Origin of the sequence: Nocardiopsis xinjiangensis YIM 90004, from assembly GCF_000341145.1 — a bacterium.
Classification (GTDB): Bacteria; Actinomycetota; Actinomycetes; order Streptosporangiales; family Streptosporangiaceae; genus Nocardiopsis; species Nocardiopsis xinjiangensis.
Map to the genome: position 1 here is coordinate 89,005 of NZ_ANBE01000033.1, position 14,772 is coordinate 103,776.

Annotated in this window: 21 protein-coding genes; all 21 read right to left on the reverse strand. The window is 66.1% G+C overall.

Annotation, left to right across the window (positions count from 1 at the left end):
- Positions 1 to 7: 7 nt before the first annotated feature.
- The 21 genes from rpsH to D473_RS0116735 all read right to left on the reverse strand — a co-directional run bounded on the left by rpsH (position 8) and on the right by D473_RS0116735 (position 13,871).
- Positions 8 to 406 (reverse strand): 30S ribosomal protein S8, encoded by a 399-nt coding sequence (rpsH, locus tag D473_RS0116635; protein ID WP_017610185.1) that lies wholly within the window; start codon positions 404 to 406, stop codon positions 8 to 10.
- A gap of 291 nt (positions 407 to 697) precedes the next feature.
- Positions 698 to 883, reverse strand: coding sequence for a type Z 30S ribosomal protein S14 (locus tag D473_RS0116640; protein WP_017610186.1), 186 nt, complete (start codon positions 881 to 883; stop codon positions 698 to 700).
- A gap of 10 nt (positions 884 to 893) precedes the next feature.
- Entirely contained in the window at positions 894 to 1,469 is a 576-nt protein-coding gene (rplE, locus tag D473_RS0116645) for a 50S ribosomal protein L5 (RefSeq protein WP_017610187.1), read from the reverse strand.
- On the reverse strand, positions 1,469 to 1,783 hold the full coding sequence (rplX, locus tag D473_RS0116650) for a 50S ribosomal protein L24 (RefSeq protein WP_017575962.1): 315 nt from the start codon (positions 1,781 to 1,783) through the stop codon (positions 1,469 to 1,471). The genes rplE and rplX overlap by 1 nt, the downstream gene beginning before the upstream one ends.
- Before the next feature lie 3 nt (positions 1,784 to 1,786).
- Positions 1,787 to 2,155 (reverse strand): 50S ribosomal protein L14, encoded by a 369-nt coding sequence (gene rplN, locus D473_RS0116655; RefSeq protein ID WP_017610188.1) that lies wholly within the window; start codon positions 2,153 to 2,155, stop codon positions 1,787 to 1,789.
- A gap of 104 nt (positions 2,156 to 2,259) precedes the next feature.
- Positions 2,260 to 2,538, reverse strand: a complete 279-nt coding sequence (rpsQ, locus tag D473_RS0116660; protein ID WP_017610189.1) for a 30S ribosomal protein S17 — start codon at positions 2,536 to 2,538, stop codon at positions 2,260 to 2,262.
- Positions 2,535 to 2,789 carry a 50S ribosomal protein L29 gene (gene rpmC / locus D473_RS0116665; protein ID WP_017575959.1) on the reverse strand — a complete coding sequence of 85 codons (255 nt, stop codon included), beginning with the start codon at positions 2,787 to 2,789 and terminating at the stop codon, positions 2,535 to 2,537. Before rpmC ends, rpsQ begins: the two co-directional genes overlap by 4 nt.
- Positions 2,789 to 3,208 carry a 50S ribosomal protein L16 gene (gene rplP, locus D473_RS0116670; protein WP_017610190.1) on the reverse strand — a complete coding sequence of 140 codons (420 nt, stop codon included), beginning with the start codon at positions 3,206 to 3,208 and terminating at the stop codon, positions 2,789 to 2,791. Before rplP ends, rpmC begins: the two co-directional genes overlap by 1 nt.
- 3 nt (positions 3,209 to 3,211) lie before the next feature.
- The gene (gene rpsC, locus D473_RS0116675) at positions 3,212 to 4,009 is read right to left on the reverse strand and encodes a 30S ribosomal protein S3 (protein ID WP_017610191.1); all 798 of its coding nucleotides are present in this window, start codon (positions 4,007 to 4,009) and stop codon (positions 3,212 to 3,214) included.
- Complete coding sequence (gene rplV, locus D473_RS0116680; protein WP_017610192.1) at positions 4,009 to 4,374, reverse strand: 50S ribosomal protein L22; 366 nt, start codon at positions 4,372 to 4,374, stop codon at positions 4,009 to 4,011. Before rplV ends, rpsC begins: the two co-directional genes overlap by 1 nt.
- A 74-nt stretch (positions 4,375 to 4,448) precedes the next feature.
- A complete protein-coding gene (rpsS, locus tag D473_RS0116685; protein WP_026127035.1) occupies positions 4,449 to 4,727 on the reverse strand; it encodes a 30S ribosomal protein S19 in 279 nt (92 codons plus the stop codon).
- A 12-nt stretch (positions 4,728 to 4,739) separates the two neighbouring features.
- The gene (gene rplB, locus D473_RS0116690) at positions 4,740 to 5,579 is read right to left on the reverse strand and encodes a 50S ribosomal protein L2 (RefSeq protein ID WP_026127036.1); all 840 of its coding nucleotides are present in this window, start codon (positions 5,577 to 5,579) and stop codon (positions 4,740 to 4,742) included.
- A gap of 59 nt (positions 5,580 to 5,638) precedes the next feature.
- Complete coding sequence (gene rplW, locus D473_RS0116695) at positions 5,639 to 5,929, reverse strand: 50S ribosomal protein L23 (RefSeq protein WP_017610195.1); 291 nt, start codon at positions 5,927 to 5,929, stop codon at positions 5,639 to 5,641.
- On the reverse strand, positions 5,926 to 6,597 hold the full coding sequence (gene rplD / locus D473_RS0116700) for a 50S ribosomal protein L4 (RefSeq protein WP_017610196.1): 672 nt from the start codon (positions 6,595 to 6,597) through the stop codon (positions 5,926 to 5,928). The genes rplW and rplD overlap by 4 nt, the downstream gene beginning before the upstream one ends.
- A 3-nt stretch (positions 6,598 to 6,600) precedes the next feature.
- Positions 6,601 to 7,251 (reverse strand): 50S ribosomal protein L3, encoded by a 651-nt coding sequence (gene rplC / locus D473_RS0116705; RefSeq protein ID WP_017610197.1) that lies wholly within the window; start codon positions 7,249 to 7,251, stop codon positions 6,601 to 6,603.
- Between the two features lie 12 nt (positions 7,252 to 7,263).
- Positions 7,264 to 7,572, reverse strand: a complete 309-nt coding sequence (gene rpsJ, locus D473_RS0116710; RefSeq protein WP_014908366.1) for a 30S ribosomal protein S10 — start codon at positions 7,570 to 7,572, stop codon at positions 7,264 to 7,266.
- A 259-nt stretch (positions 7,573 to 7,831) separates the two neighbouring features.
- On the reverse strand, positions 7,832 to 9,025 hold the full coding sequence (gene tuf, locus D473_RS0116715; RefSeq protein ID WP_017610198.1) for an elongation factor Tu: 1,194 nt from the start codon (positions 9,023 to 9,025) through the stop codon (positions 7,832 to 7,834).
- Between the two features lie 87 nt (positions 9,026 to 9,112).
- The gene (gene fusA / locus D473_RS0116720; RefSeq protein WP_017610199.1) at positions 9,113 to 11,224 is read right to left on the reverse strand and encodes an elongation factor G; all 2,112 of its coding nucleotides are present in this window, start codon (positions 11,222 to 11,224) and stop codon (positions 9,113 to 9,115) included.
- Between the two features lie 34 nt (positions 11,225 to 11,258).
- Entirely contained in the window at positions 11,259 to 11,729 is a 471-nt protein-coding gene (gene rpsG, locus D473_RS0116725; RefSeq protein ID WP_017610200.1) for a 30S ribosomal protein S7, read from the reverse strand.
- Positions 11,730 to 11,731: 2 nt separating this feature from the next.
- Positions 11,732 to 12,103, reverse strand: a complete 372-nt coding sequence (gene rpsL, locus D473_RS0116730; RefSeq protein ID WP_017610201.1) for a 30S ribosomal protein S12 — start codon at positions 12,101 to 12,103, stop codon at positions 11,732 to 11,734.
- Positions 12,104 to 12,590: 487 nt separating this feature from the next.
- The gene (locus D473_RS0116735; protein WP_026127037.1) at positions 12,591 to 13,871 is read right to left on the reverse strand and encodes a DUF4190 domain-containing protein; all 1,281 of its coding nucleotides are present in this window, start codon (positions 13,869 to 13,871) and stop codon (positions 12,591 to 12,593) included.
- Positions 13,872 to 14,772: the final 901 nt, after the last annotated feature.

Consider the following 14,772-nt stretch of genomic DNA (forward strand, 5'->3'; position numbering starts at 1 on the left):
CTCCCTGTTACCAGACGTAGGCGAGGACTTCGCCGCCAACGCCGTTCTTCTTGGCCTGCTTGTCGGTCATCAGGCCACCGGACGTCGAAATGATCGCAACGCCAAGACCGCCGAGCACTCGCGGCAGGTTCTCCTGCTTGGCGTAGACCCGCAGGCCCGGCTTGGAGACGCGGCGGATGCCGGCGATCGAACGCTCACGAGTGGGGCCGTACTTCAGGTCCAGCACGAGGTTCTTGCCCACCTGGGCGTCCTCGGAGCGCCAGCCCTCGATGAAGCCCTCCTGCTGGAGGATCGCGGCGATGTGCGCCTTGATCTTGGAATACGGCATCGCGACGGTGTCGTGGAAAGCCGAATTCGCGTTACGCAGACGCGTCAGCATGTCTGCGATCGGGTCGGTCATTGTCATGGCCGACTGGCCCTTCCTCACCGCGGTTTCCGTGTGCGGGTCTTTCCCAGGACCCATTCCCGCACCGGCCGGAGCCGGCGCCGGAGCCACGTTCGGACCTTCGGCGTGGTCGTGGGCACCGCTGTCCCTGACGGGACTACCGTGCCCTGTTTCATTTTTCTGTGTACGACCGGGCCGTCCTGATGACGGCCGGGTCACTCGGGGTCGCCGCCGAGAGGCCGGCGCCCCGGCGGGGGCCGACCCGTGCGCTCGCCCAGAGGGACATGAGCGCCAGGTCGGCCCCGCCGAGAACTACCAGCTCGACTTGGCGATACCGGGCAGCTCGCCGCGGTGAGCCATGTCCCGGAAGCAGATACGGCAGAGGCCGAACTTCCGGAAGACGGCACGCGAGCGGCCGCACCGCGAGCACCGAGTATACGCACGGACGCCGAACTTCGACTTCCGCTGCTGCTTGGCGATCAGCGCCTTCTTAGCCATGTCCTACCCCTCAGGCTTCCTTGAACGGGAAACCGAGCCGCTTCAGCAGGCTACGGCCCTGCTCGTCATTGACGGCGGTCGTGACGACGGTGATGTCCATCCCACGCTGCCGGTCGATCTTGTCCGGGTTCACCTCGTGGAACATGACCTGCTCGGTCAGACCGAAGGTGTAGTTCCCGTTCCCGTCGAACTGCTTCGGGGACAGACCACGGAAGTCACGGATCCGGGGAAGGGCGAGGGAGAGCAGGCGGTCAGCGAACTCCCACATGCGGTCGCCGCGCAGCGTGACGCTGGCGCCGATCGGCATCCCCTCACGCAGCTTGAACTGCGCGATGGACTTCTTGGCTCGGTTGATCTTGGGCTTTTGGCCGGTGATCGCCGACAGGTCGGTGACCGCACCCTGGATCAGCTTCGCGTCCCGAGCAGCCTCGCCGACACCCATGTTCACCGTGATCTTCGTGACCCCGGGAACCTGCATGATGTTGGCGATCTCGTGCTCCTCCTTGAGGGCGGGCACGATCTCGTTGCGGTACTTCTCCTTGAGGCGCGGCATCGGCGGGGCCGTGATGTCGTTGGTAACCGTCATCAGATGTCCTTACCGGTGCGGCGGGAGACGCGGACCTTGCGGACCTCGTCGCCCTGCTCGTCGAAGCGGTAGCCGACCCGGGTGGCCTTGCCGTCCTCCGAGAGCGCAACGTTGCTCACGTGGATCGGGGCCTCCTTGGTGACGACCTCGCTCTGCTGGCCGCCGGCCGGGTTGGCCTTCCGGTGCTTCTTGACCAGATTGACGCCCTCGACAACGACACGGTCCTCACGGGGCATGGCCTTGACGACCTTGCCGGTAGCACCCTTGTCCTTGCCTGCGAGGACGATCACCTCGTCGCCAGATTTGATCTTCATCGCTCAGAGCACCTCCGGCGCCAGCGAAATGATGCGCATGTACTTCTTCTCACGCAGCTCGCGGCCGACCGGGCCGAAGATACGGGTGCCTCGCGGGTCCCCGCCGTCCTTGATGAGCACGGCAGCGTTCTCATCGAAACGGATGTAGGAACCATCCGGCCGACGGCGCTCCTTGGCGGTGCGCACGATGACGGCCTTGACGATGTCACCCTTCTTGATCCCCGCGGCCGGCATGGCGTCCTTCACCGTACCGACGACAGTGTCGCCGATCCCGGCGTAACGGCGACCCGACCCACCGAGGACACGGATGGTGAGGATCTCCTTGGCACCCGTGTTGTCGGCGACCTTGAGTCGCGACTCCTGCTGAATCACGTCTACTCCTGATGTGATGCGTGCGGTCCACTGCCGCACGGCTAGGTGGTCTCACCCCTCGCGCCGGCGGCCGACACCGAGTGTCGGCCGCCGGCAGGCCGGAGCTACTTAGCCTTCTCCAGGATCTCCACGATGCGCCAACGCTTCGTCGAGGAGAGCGGCCGGGTCTCCATCAGGAGGACACGGTCGCCGACGCCACAGGAGTTCGCCTCGTCGTGCGCCTTGTACTTGGTCGTCCGACGGATGATCTTGCCGTACAGCGCGTGCTTGTCGCGGTCCTCGACCTCGACGACGACGGTCTTGTCCATCTTGTCGCTGACCACGTAACCCTCGCGGGTCTTGCGGTAGTTGCGCGTGGCAGTCTGCGTCTGGTTCTCAGTCATTCGGCTGCTTCCTTCGTCTCCTCAGCCGACTCACCAGACAGCGGCATGATGCCGAGCTCGTGCTCCCGCAGGACCGTGTAGATCCGCGCGATCTCTCGCTTGACGGTGCGCAGGCGGCTGTGGTTGTCGAGCTGGCCGGTGGCGGCCTGGAAGCGGAGGTTGAAGAGCTCTTCCTTGGCTTCCTTGAGCTTACCGACCAGGTCCTCGATGGACTGCTCGCGCAGCTCGGTGGCAGTCACGGTCTTCGCCATTACTCCCACACCTCCCGCTTAACAATCTTGCACTTCATCGGGAGCTTGTGCATCGCACGCCGGAGGGCCTCCTTGGCCACCGGCTCGGGCACGCCACCCGACAGCTCGAACATCACACGACCCGGCTTGACCGGCGCGACCCACCACTCCGGGGAACCCTTACCGGAACCCATGCGGACCTCGGCGGGCTTCTTCGTGATGGGGCGGTCGGGGAAGATGTTGATCCACACCTTGCCGCCACGCTTGATGTGCCGGGTCATGGCGATACGAGCCGCCTCGATCTGGCGGTTGGTGACGTAAGCCGCCTCCAGTGCCTGGATGCCGTACTCACCGAAGGAAACGGCGGTACCGCCCCTGGCCTCGCCACGAAGGTCGGGCTTGTGCTGCTTGCGGTACTTGACCTTACGAGGAATAAGCACGGCTCAGCTCCCCTCGGTCTTCGCGGTCTCGGCCGGGGCCTTCGACTCGTTGCCCTGCTGGCCGCCACCGCCGCCACGACGGCGGCGCTGCGGACGCTCACGGCGCTGGCCGCCGCCACCGCCACCGCCGCCAGCGGTGCGCTCGGCAGCCTGCTTGGCCTCGCGCTCGGCGCGGGTCACAGGGGCGTCGCCCTTGTAGATCCACACCTTGACGCCGATGCGGCCGAAGGTCGTCCGGGCCTCGAAGAGGCCGTAGTCGATGTCGGCGCGCAGCGTGTGCAGCGGGACCCGGCCCTCGCGGTAGAACTCCGAACGGGACATCTCGGCCCCGCCCAGACGGCCACCGCACTGGATACGGACGCCCTTGGCCCCGCTCTTGATGGCGCTCTGCATGGCCTTGCGCATCGCGCGGCGGAAGGCCACGCGACTGCTCAGCTGCTCGGCGACACCCTGAGCGACGAGCTGAGCGTCGGTCTCGGGGTTCTTCACCTCGAAGACGTTCAGCTGGACCTGCTTGCCGGTCAGCTTCTCCAGGTTCGTACGGATGCGGTCGGCCTCGACGCCGCGGCGGCCGATGACGATGCCCGGCCGGGCCGTGTAGACGTCGACGCGGACACGGTCACGGGTGCGCTCGATCTCGACCTTGGAGATGCCCGCGCGCTCCATGCCGCGGGTCAGCATCCGTCGGATCGCCACGTCTTCCTTGACGTAGTCCTTGTAGGCCTTGTCCGCATACCAACGGCTCTTGAAGTCGGTCGTCACACCGAGGCGGAACCCGTGCGGGTTGATTTTCTGTCCCACTATCGGGTCCTTTCCTTCGTCTTGGACGAGGCGACCGAGTCGGCAACGACCACAGTGATGTGGCTCGTGCGCTTGGTGACTCGGAAAGCCCGGCCGAATCCTCGCGGTCGGATGCGCTTCAGGGTCGGACCCTCGTCCACCCAAGCGCCCTCGACCGTGAGGTTCTCCCGGTCCAGCTTGTCATTGTGCTCAGCGTTGGCGATGGCACTGGCCAGCACCTTGCCAACAGGGTCGCTCGCCGACTGGGGAGCGAACCGGAGCACCGCCTGTGCCTCGTCAGCGGGCAACCCGCGAATAAGGTCCACCACCCGGCGGGCCTTCCGGGGCGTAACACGGACGAACCGTGCCTGAGCCCTCGTTCCCATCGCTTTTCCCTCGCTCACGGAAATTCATCTCCACTCACCGTGGAGAAAGTGGTTCTTATCTGCTGCAGCAACCGCTAACGGCGGCTACGGCGGTCTTCCTTGACGTGGCTCCGGAAAGTACGCGTGGGAGCGAACTCACCGAGCTTGTGGCCGACCATCGCCTCCGACACGAACACCGGAATGTGCTTGCGGCCGTCGTGAACGGCGATCGTGTGACCGAGCATCTCCGGCACGATCATCGAACGCCGGGACCACGTCTTGATGACGTTCTTGCTGCCCTTTTCGTTCTGAGCCTCAACCTTCTTGATGAGGTGCTCGTCCACGAAAGGACCCTTCTTAAGGCTACGTGGCATCAGACGTGCTCCTTACCGCTTCTTCTTGCCGCTACGCCGACGCCGCACGATGAGCTTCTGGCTGGTCTTGTTCGTGTTACGGGTCCGGCCTTCCTTGACACCCCAGGGGCTGACCGGGTGGCGACCACCGGAGGACTTGCCCTCACCACCACCATGGGGGTGGTCGATGGGGTTCATCACGACACCGCGGACGACCGGGCGCTTGCCCTTCCAGCGGCTACGGCCGGCCTTGCCCCAGCTGATGTTGGACTGCTCGGCGTTGCCGACCTGACCAACCGTCGCGCGGCAGCCGATCTCGACCATGCGCATCTCACCGGAGGGCATACGCAGCGTGGCGAAGTTGCCTTCCTTGGCGAGAAGCTGGATCTGCGAGCCGGCGGAGCGGCCCAGCTTGCCGCCGCCGCCCGGCTTCAGCTCGACCGCGTGCACGAACGTACCCGTGGGGACGTTGCGCAGCGGGAGGCAGTTACCGGGCTTGATGTCGGACTGCGGACCGTTCTCGACCTTGTCACCCTGCTTGAGGCCGGCGGGCGCCAGGATGTAGCGCTTCTCGCCGTCCACGTAGTGCAGCAGCGCGATACGAGCAGTGCGGTTCGGGTCGTACTCGATGTGTGCGACCTTGGCCGGCACGCCGTCCTTGTCGTGCCGACGGAAGTCGATCACGCGGTAGGCACGCTTGTGGCCGCCACCCTGATGGCGGGCGGTGATCCGGCCGTGGCCGTTGCGGCCGCCCTTGGAGTGCAGCGGACGGACCAGGGACTTCTCCGGCTCCGAGCGCGTGATCTCGACGAAGTCGCTCACGCTGGAGCCGCGACGTCCCGGCGTCGTCGGCTTGTGCTTACGAATGCCCATCTTCTTCGCGCATTCCTTTACGTCTTGCTTACTGTGGAGCGGTCTGACCCGGCTGGGTCTCAGACACCGAAGATGTCGATGCGGTCGCCGTCGGCCAGGCCGACGATCGCCCGCTTGGTGTCGGGACGCTTGCCGTAACCGAAGCGCGTGCGCTTGCGCTTGCCCTTGCGGTTGACCGTGTTCACGCTCGTGACCTTCACTTCGAAGATCTTCTCGATCGCGATCTTGATCTGGGTCTTGTTGGCGTCCGGGCGAACGATGAACGTGTACTTGTTCTCGTCCATGAGCCCGTAGCTCTTCTCGGAGATCACCGGTTCGACGATGATGTCCCGGTGGTCGGCGATCCTCACTTGGCGTCCTCCTCGGACTGAACGGCCGCGGAGGCACCGGCCGCGTGGGCCAGGAACTCGGTGTAGCCCGCCTCGGTGAAGACCACGTCGTCCGAGTACAGGACGTCGTAGGTGTTCACCTGGTCCGCGTCGAGGAGGTGCACCTCTTCGACGTTGCGCAGGGCACGCCGGTTGTGCTCGTCCTCACGGGCCAGGACGACGAGGACCTTGTCGGCCTCGCTGACCTGGCGCAGCGCCTTCAGGGCCGTCTGCGTGAGCTTGTTCTCGGCGTCGGCAGCGACGAACTCGCTGACGACGTGGATACGGCCGTGACGCGCCCGGTCCGAGAGGGCACCGCGCAGGGCGGCGGCCTTCATCTTCTTCGGGGTGCGCTGGCTGTAGTCGCGGGGCTGGGGGCCGTGGACCGTGCCACCGCCGACGTACTGCGGAGCACGGATCGAACCCTGGCGGGCGCGACCGGTGCCCTTCTGCCGGTAGGGCTTCTTACCACCGCCGCGGACGTCGCCGCGGGTCTTGGTGGCGTGGGTGCCCTGGCGGCCGGCGGCCAGCTGAGCGTTCACGACCTGGTGGATCAGCGGAATGCTGACCTGCTGGGCGAAGACACTGTCCGGCAGCTCGACGCTGCCCTTGGCCTTACCCTCGGGGTTCTTGACCTCGATCTGGGCCATGGCTTACTTGTCCCCCTTCACACCGGTGCGGACCAGCACCAGACCGCCGTTGGGACCGGGAACAGCACCCTTGACCAGGATGAGCCCCTTCTCCGCCTCGACGGAGTGAACGGTCAGGTTCTGGACCGTCTTGCGGACGTTGCCCATGCGACCGGCCATCCGCGTGCCCTTGAACACGCGGCCGGGCGTGGCGCAGCCGCCGATGGCGCCCGGGGTGCGGTGCGTGCGGTGGGTACCGTGCGAGGCACCCATACCGGCGAACCCGTGGCGCTTCATGACACCGGCGAAGCCCTTGCCCTTGGTCTTACCGGTCACGTCGACCGACTGACCGTCCTCGAACGAGGAGGCGTCGACTTCCTCGCCGAGCTGGTACTCGGAGGCGTCCGTGGTGCGGACTTCAACGTAGTGGCGGCGCGGGGTCAGTTCGTGCCGGCGCAGGTAGTCGCCCAGGGGCTTGTTGACCTTGCGCGGGTTGATCTGCCCGTAGCCGAGCTGGATGGCGGAGTAGCCATCGGTGTCGGGGGTCCGGATGCGGCTCACGACGCACGGACCGGCCTTCAGGACGGTGACGGGCACAATCTTGCCCTCGTCGTCGAAGACCTGGGTCATGCCGAGCTTTTCGCCCAGAACTCCCTTGATCTGCTTGGTGGCCATGTCTGTGCGTCCTTAAAGCTTGATCTCGATGTCAACGCCCGCCGGCAGGTCGAGACGCATCAGCGAGTCCACCGTCTTCGGCGTGGGGTCGATGATGTCGATCAACCGCTTGTGGGTGCGCATCTCGAAGTGCTCGCGCGAGTCCTTGTACTTGTGCGGCGATCGGATGACGCAGTAAACGTTCTTCTCCGTCGGCAGCGGCACCGGGCCCGCGACCTGTGCGCCAGTTCGCGTCACGGTCTCGACGATTTTCTTCGCCGAGCTGTCAATGACCTCGTGGTCATAGGCCTTTAGCCGAATGCGGATCTTTTGTCCCGCCATGTGGCCTGCTCGTCCTTCGTTTCAGTGTCCGTAACGGTGTGCATTCCGGTCACAGAAACCCAGGCCGGACGGAAGATGCCGCCGCTGTGGCCGTGAGCCTCTATTCCCTTGAGAAACCGCAACAGGGCTTCCCCCTGCGGTACGCCACCGTCACAGAGCCCGATGACGTCTTCTCGGTGTGGTGGGGCGGGCCGTGCGCGCACGGCCCGCCCACCTCCCGGGGCGGTGTTCCCACGAGGGGAACGTGTCCCGGTTCGTACTACTTGATGATCTTGGTGACGCGACCGGCACCCACGGTCCGACCACCCTCGCGGATGGCGAACTTGAGGCCCTCTTCCATCGCGACCGGCTGGATCAGCACGACGGACATCGCGGTGTTGTCACCAGGCATGACCATCTCAGTGCCTTCCGGCAGCGTCACGACGCCGGTGACGTCGGTGGTGCGGAAGTAGAACTGGGGACGGTAGTTGTTGAAGAACGGCGTGTGGCGGCCGCCCTCGTCCTTGGACAGGATGACGACCTGGCCCTCGAACTCCGTGTGCGGAGTCGTCGTGCCCGGCTTGATGATGACCTGGCCGCGCTCGACGTCCTCGCGCTTGGTGCCGCGCAGCAGCAGCCCGACGTTGTCGCCGGCCTGGCCCTGGTCGAGCAGCTTGCGGAACATCTCCACACCGGTGACGGTGGTGGTCTGCTTGTTGTCCTTGATACCGACGATGTCGACGGTCTCGTTGACGTTGATGATACCGCGCTCGATGCGGCCGGTGACGACCGTACCGCGACCGGTGATCGAGAAGACGTCCTCGATCGGCATCAGGAACGGCTTGTCGGTGTCACGCTCGGGCTCGGGGATGTGGCTGTCCACGGAGTTCATGAGCTCGAGGATGGCGTTCTTCCACTCCTCCTCGCCCTCGAGGGCCTTGAGGGCGGAGACCCTGGTCACCGGGGTGTCGTCGCCGGGGAACTCGTACTCGGTGAGGAGCTCACGGACCTCGAGCTCGACCAGGTCGAAGATCTCGTCGTCGTCGACCATGTCGGCCTTGTTCAGGGCCACCACGATGGCGGGGACGCCGACCTGGCGGGCGAGCAGGACGTGCTCCTTGGTCTGCGGCATGGGGCCGTCGGTGGCCGCCACGACCAGGATGGCGCCGTCCATCTGCGCCGCACCGGTGATCATGTTCTTCACGTAGTCGGCGTGACCGGGGCAGTCGACGTGAGCGTAGTGGCGCTCGGTCGTCTCGTACTCGACGTGAGCGACGGAGATGGTGATGCCGCGCTCGCGCTCCTCGGGAGCGTTGTCGATGTCCTCGAACGGGGTGAGCGGGTTCAGGTCCGGGTGCGCGTCGTGCAGGACCTTGGTGATCGCAGCCGTCAGCGTGGTCTTGCCGTGGTCAATGTGACCGATGGTGCCGATGTTGACGTGCGGCTTATTCCGCTCGAACTTTTCCTTCGCCACTGGAAGTCTCCTAGACGTACAGAGCTATCTGGATCCGGTCCCCGCCCGCGTGTGTGCGAGGACCGGAACTGGTTACGTGTCCGCGAACTACTCGCCGCGGACCTTCGCCACAATTTCTTGGGCGACGGAAGACGGAACCTCCGCGTAGGAGTCGAACACCATCGAGTAGTTGGCTCGACCCTGGGTACGGCTGCGCAGGTCACCCACGTAGCCGAACATTTCGGAGAGGGGCACGATGGCCTTGATCAGGCGGGTGCCGGAACGCTCCTCCATGGACTGAACCTGTCCACGGCGAGAGTTCAGGTCGCCGATCACGTCACCCATGTACTCCTCGGGAGTGGTGACCTCGACGGCCATGACAGGCTCCAGAAGAGTCGGCTTGGCCAGCTGGACGGCCTCCTTGAAGGCCATCGAACCGGCGGTCTTGAAGGCCATCTCGGAGGAGTCCACATCGTGGTACTGGCCGTCCTGGAGCGTGACCTTGATACCAACCAGCGGGTAGTGCGCGAGCACACCCAGCTCGGCGGCTTCCTGGGCGCCGGCGTCGACGGACGGGATGTACTCACGCGGCACGCGGCCACCCGTGATGCTGTCGACGAACTCGTAGCCGTCGGCGGTCCCGTCCTCGCTCATCAAGGGCTCGAGGTCGATCTTGATCTTGGCGAACTGGCCCGAACCACCCGTCTGCTTCTTGTGGGTGTAGACGTGGCCCTCGACCTTCTTGCGAATGGTCTCGCGGTAGGCCACCTGGGGCTTACCGATGTTCGCCTCGACCTTGAACTCGTCGCGCATGCGGTTGACCAGCACCTCGAGGTGCAGCTCACCCATGCCGGAGATCACGGTCTGACCGGTCTCCTCGTCCGTGGCCACCTGGAACGAAGGGTCCTCGTCGGCCAGGCGCTGGATCGCGATGCCCAGCTTCTCCTGGTCGCTCTTGGTCTTCGGCTCGATGGCCACCTGGATGACCGGGGCAGGGAAGGTCATGGACTCGAGGATGATGGGCGAGCTCGGGTCGCAGAGCGACTCACCCGTCGTGGTGTCCTTCAGACCCATGACCGCGACGATGTCACCGGCGCCGGCCTCGGCGATCTCCTCACGCTTGTTGGAGTGCATGCGGTAGATCTTGCCGATGCGCTCCTTGCGGCCCTTGACGCTGTTGAGCACCTGGCTACCGGTGGTGAGAACACCGGAGTAGATGCGCACGTAGGTCAGCTTGCCGAGGTGCGGGTCGCTCATGATCTTGAAGATCAGGGCCGACATCGGCTCGTCGGTGTTGGGCTTGCGGGAGAGCTTGGTCTCCTCGCTCTCGTCCTTGGGGTCGTGGCCCTCGATGGCCTCGACGTCCAGGGGCGAGGGCAGGTACGCCGTGATCGCGTCGAGCAGGGGCTGCACGCCCTTGTTCTTGAACGAGGTGCCGCACAGCACCGGCACAGCGGTGCCGGCGATGGTGGCGCGGCGGATGGCCGGGACGAGCTGCTCGGTGGTGGGCTCCTGGCCCTCCAGGTAGAGCTCCATGATCTCGTCGTCGGCGTCGGCCAGCGTCTCGATGAACTGCTCACGAGCCTCACGAGCAGCCTCGATGTGGCTCTCGGGGATCTCGATCGTCTCGTACATCTCACCGAGCTTGGCCTCGGTGCTCCAGACGTAGGCCTTCATGTGGACAAGGTCGATGACGCCCTGGAAGTCGCTCTCAGCACCGATGTTGAGCTGGATCGGCATGGCGTTCGCACCCAGGCGCTCGCGGAACTGGTCCACGCAGCGCTGGAACTCGGCGCCGATCTTGTCCATCTTGTTGACGAAGCAGACCCGCGGGACGCCGTAGCGGTCGGCCTGGCGCCAGACCTGCTCGGACTGGGGCTCGACACCTTCCTTGGCGTCGAACACCGCGACGGCACCGTCGAGCACACGCAGCGACCGCTCGACCTCGACCGTGAAGTCGACGTGGCCAGGCGTGTCGATGATGTTGATGGTGTAGTCGTCCCAGTGGGTGGTGGTGGCAGCCGAGGTAATGGTGATACCCCTCGACTGCTCCTCCTTCATCCAGTCCATCGTGGCGGCACCGTCGTGGACCTCGCCCACCTTGTGGGTCACACCGGTGTAGTAGAGGATCCGCTCGGTCGTCGTGGTTTTACCCGCGTCGATGTGGGCCATGATGCCGATGTTTCGCACCGTGGCCAGGTCAAGCACGTTCTTAGCCATAAGGCTCGTCGTCCCTCGGTCGATCTCGTCCGCGTTACCAGCGGTAGTGAGCGAAAGCCCGGTTCGACTCGGCCATCTTGTGCGTGTCCTCACGCTTCTTGACAGCCGCGCCGAGACCGTTGCTGGCGTCGACCAGCTCGTTCATCAGACGCTCGGTCATGGACTTCTCACGACGCCTGCCCGAGAACGTGACCAGCCAGCGCAGGGCCAGCGTGGTGGACCGGGAGGCGCGGACCTCGACCGGCACCTGGTAGGTCGCGCCACCGACACGGCGGCTGCGGACCTCGAGCGCGGGCTTGACGTTGTCCAGACCACGCTTCAGAACGACGAGCGGGTCCTGGCCGGTTTTCTCACGGGCGCCCTCGAGGGCGTCGTAGACGATGCCCTGAGCGAGGGAACGCTTGCCGTCGACCAGCACCTTGTTGATCAGTGCAGTGACGAGCGGCGAGCCGTAAACCGGGTCGGTGATGAGCTGGCGCTTCGGCGCCGGGCCCTTGCGCGGCATGCTTACTTCTCCTTCTTGGTGCCGTAGAGGCTACGCGCCTGCTTGCGGTTACGGACACCCTGGGTGTCGAGCGAGCCGCGGACGATTCGGTAGCGGACACCCGGCAGGTCCTTCACACGGCCACCGCGGACCAACACGATGCTGTGCTCCTGGAGGTTGTGACCGATGCCGGGGATGTAGGCCGTCACCTCGATGCCGCTGCTCAGCCTCACGCGGGCGACCTTGCGCAGCGCGGAGTTCGGCTTCTTGGGCGTAGTGGTGTAAACACGCGTGCACACACCACGACGCTGCGGACTCCCCCTCAGCGCCGGGCTATTGTTCTTTGCGACCTTGTCCTGTCGGCCCTTGCGGACCAGCTGCTGGATGGTGGGCACCGCGTCTCCGTCTTCCTCGTGACCTACGCCGGTTCTCGTAGCCGATATCGCTATTGACCTGCTGGCTTTCCCGAACCTCCCCGGCCCCCGATGTCGGGCGTGTCGCTTTCGACCCGGCGTACAGTGACGATGGGCGCGCACACCCGGCCATGAGGCCTTGAAGGGAGGGGGTTCACATGCTAAGCGCGCCCGGATCTGTGATCCGCCCCAATGTGATGGGGCCGGGCGCCGCACACACACGTGTGACCCGTCGACTCACGGGCACAATCACACAGGATACCGTTTGCCGAGGAGACGGTCAAAACGGTGTGCGACATGGCGAGAGCCAGCGTGACCGGTCCTCGCGTAGCCGTGGGTCTCCCCCCAGTCTACGCGCTTCCGGGCTTGCTTCGTCCCAGTATTTTCCTCTGGGTCGTTCGTCGGGCGACCGAAAACGAGAACGGCCGCTCCCCTCCCGTCCATTATCGGGGAAGAGCGGCCGTGCTCGCTACAGAATCAGGGTGATCGCCAGAGAGATCACGGTCACCACGATGCCGATGACGGCGAGAACCGTACCGGCCATGATGCGCCCGTGGCCGTCGAGCTCACCCCGCGACTCCCGGATCTCCCGTTTGGCCTTGGGCCCGGTGACCAGGAGGGCCAGGAGGGCCGTGATCACACCGGCGAAGGGGATCAGCGAGGCCACACCCAGCCAGAGGGTAAGGTTCGCGCCCGGTTCGGTGTCGGCGAGGAAATCCACGCTGTCGTAACCGGGGTAACCGTCACCCGGTTCACCGCCCGGGGGACGGTCGTCGAACCCGGGGAAGTCCTCGGTGATGTCACGGCGCCGGCGCTGGCCCCGGCGGGATTTCTCCGGCATCCCGTAGTCGGCCGGGGTGAAGCCGTCCTCGTACTCGTCCTCGTGGTCGCCGTACTCATCGCCGTACTCGTCGTCGTAACCCTCGTCGTAGCCGTCGTAGCCCTCCTCCCACTGGCCCTCGTCGGATCGGCGCCCGTAGGAGGGCACCGATCCCAGGTCGGAAGGCACACCGGCGGGAGGCCGAGCGATGTCCTCCCCGGGACCGTCCGGGGACAGCGGGGAGAACATCTGCGTCGAGGCGCCCCGGTCGTCGTCGGCCGCGGGCGCACCGAACATCTGGGTGGCCCCTCCGTCGGCCTGGGGCTCGACCCCGGCTCCCGTGTCGGCCCCGGCCTGCGACTGCAGGTCGGCGAGGGCCGCGAGGGGATCATCGGAAACCGGGGCGGGACCGTGTCCGGTGTCCCCGGGACCGCCCCAGTCGTCATGGCGTACTCCCCCGTCGGTGTCCTCTCGGCGCCGCTGTTCGGCCTGGCGGACCGCGTCGGGCAGACGCGGATCGTCACGGGAGAAGGCCCAGGTGTTGCCGCTGCCGGTACCGAGGTCACCCGGCTGTTCCGGTTCGGGCGGCCGGGTGCCGGAGAGCTCGTCGTCGTAACCGTCGTCGGCCCACGACCGGCCGTTCCCGGTGTTCCACCCGTCCTCGAAGGACGTCCGGTCGCCGGGTGTCCAGGAGCGCGGGCCGGCGGTGCCGGAGAGTTCGTCGTTGTAGCCGTCATCGCCGTACGCCGGCCGGTCGAACGGGTCGGAGGCGTTCCGGCCCCCGACGCTTCCGGTCGCGGAGGCGTCCCAGGAGGAGGGCTCACCCGAGGGGGCCCAGGGCTCGCCGGGGACCGGCGTACTCGTCCCGAGAGGATCCGGTCCCGGAGCGTCCCAGGACCCGAGCCCAGCGGACGGACCTGCGCTGTCCAAAGGATCGCCCTCGGAACCCGGCTCCCAGGGCGGGGTGTTGTCTGCCGGGGACCAATGCTCGCCGTTGACGGGCGCGGGGGCACCCGGGCCGAGCGGATCGCTTCCGGGGCCGTCCCAGGACGAAGACCCGGACGAAGGATTCCAGGGCTCACCGCCGTAAGAAGGCGCACCCGACCCCAGAGGACCACTCTCCGAAACACCCCACGAGGAAGACTCACCCGACGGGACCCACGAATCCCCAAGACCCGGGGACGAACCCCCCGGCCCGAGCGGATCCACATCGGAAGCACCCCACGACGAAGCCTCACCCGACGGGGACCAGGACTCACCGCCGTCAGGCTGCGCTGCCGACCCGAGCGGATCGATTCCAGGACCGTCCCAGGACGAAAGCCCGGACGAAGGATTCCAGGGCTCACCGCCGTAAGAAGGCGCACCCGACCCCAGAGGACCACTCTCCGAAACACCCCACGAGGAAGACTCACCCGACGGGACCCACGAATCCCCAAGACCCGGGGACGACCCCCCCGGCCCGAGCGGATCCACATCGGAAGCCCCCCCCGACGAAGCCTCACCCGACGGGGACCAGGACTCACCGCCGTCAGGCTGCGCTGCCGACCCGAGCGGATCGATTCCAGGACCGTCCCAGGACGAAAGCCCGGACGAAGGATTCCAGGGCTCACCGCCGTAAGAAGGCGCACCCGACCCCAGAGGACCACTCTCCGAAACACCCCACGAGGAAGACTCACCCGACGGGGACCAGGACTCACGGTCCGAGGACAGGGGATCCGTACCAGGGGTCCACGTCTCCGGCGAGGACCAGTGACCGGTCTCCGGCGCGGACTCGTCCGAGACCCAGGTATCGGCCGCCGCGGGCGAGGCGTCGTGGTCCACCGAACCGGTC

What these genes read in the sequence shown, in the direction of transcription:
- rpsH (WP_017610185.1), bottom strand. Translation starts at nt 406, where the DNA reads ATGACAATGACCGACCCGATCGCAGACATGCTGACGCGTCTGCGTAAC.
- D473_RS0116640 (WP_017610186.1), bottom strand. Translation starts at nt 883, where the DNA reads ATGGCTAAGAAGGCGCTGATCGCCAAGCAGCAGCGGAAGTCGAAGTTC.
- rplE (WP_017610187.1), bottom strand. Translation starts at nt 1,469, where the DNA reads ATGACGGTTACCAACGACATCACGGCCCCGCCGATGCCGCGCCTCAAG.
- rplX (WP_017575962.1), bottom strand. Translation starts at nt 1,783, where the DNA reads ATGAAGATCAAATCTGGCGACGAGGTGATCGTCCTCGCAGGCAAGGAC.
- rpsQ (WP_017610189.1), bottom strand. Translation starts at nt 2,538, where the DNA reads ATGACTGAGAACCAGACGCAGACTGCCACGCGCAACTACCGCAAGACC.
- rpmC (WP_017575959.1), bottom strand. Translation starts at nt 2,789, where the DNA reads ATGGCGAAGACCGTGACTGCCACCGAGCTGCGCGAGCAGTCCATCGAG.
- rplV (WP_017610192.1), bottom strand. Translation starts at nt 4,374, where the DNA reads ATGGGAACGAGGGCTCAGGCACGGTTCGTCCGTGTTACGCCCCGGAAG.
- rpsS (WP_026127035.1), bottom strand. Translation starts at nt 4,727, where the DNA reads ATGCCACGTAGCCTTAAGAAGGGTCCTTTCGTGGACGAGCACCTCATC.
- rplB (WP_026127036.1), bottom strand. Translation starts at nt 5,579, where the DNA reads ATGGGCATTCGTAAGCACAAGCCGACGACGCCGGGACGTCGCGGCTCC.
- rplD (WP_017610196.1), bottom strand. Translation starts at nt 6,597, where the DNA reads ATGGCCCAGATCGAGGTCAAGAACCCCGAGGGTAAGGCCAAGGGCAGC.
- rplC (WP_017610197.1), bottom strand. Translation starts at nt 7,251, where the DNA reads ATGGCCACCAAGCAGATCAAGGGAGTTCTGGGCGAAAAGCTCGGCATG.
- rpsJ (WP_014908366.1), bottom strand. Translation starts at nt 7,572, where the DNA reads ATGGCGGGACAAAAGATCCGCATTCGGCTAAAGGCCTATGACCACGAG.
- fusA (WP_017610199.1), bottom strand. Translation starts at nt 11,224, where the DNA reads ATGGCTAAGAACGTGCTTGACCTGGCCACGGTGCGAAACATCGGCATC.
- rpsG (WP_017610200.1), bottom strand. Translation starts at nt 11,729, where the DNA reads ATGCCGCGCAAGGGCCCGGCGCCGAAGCGCCAGCTCATCACCGACCCG.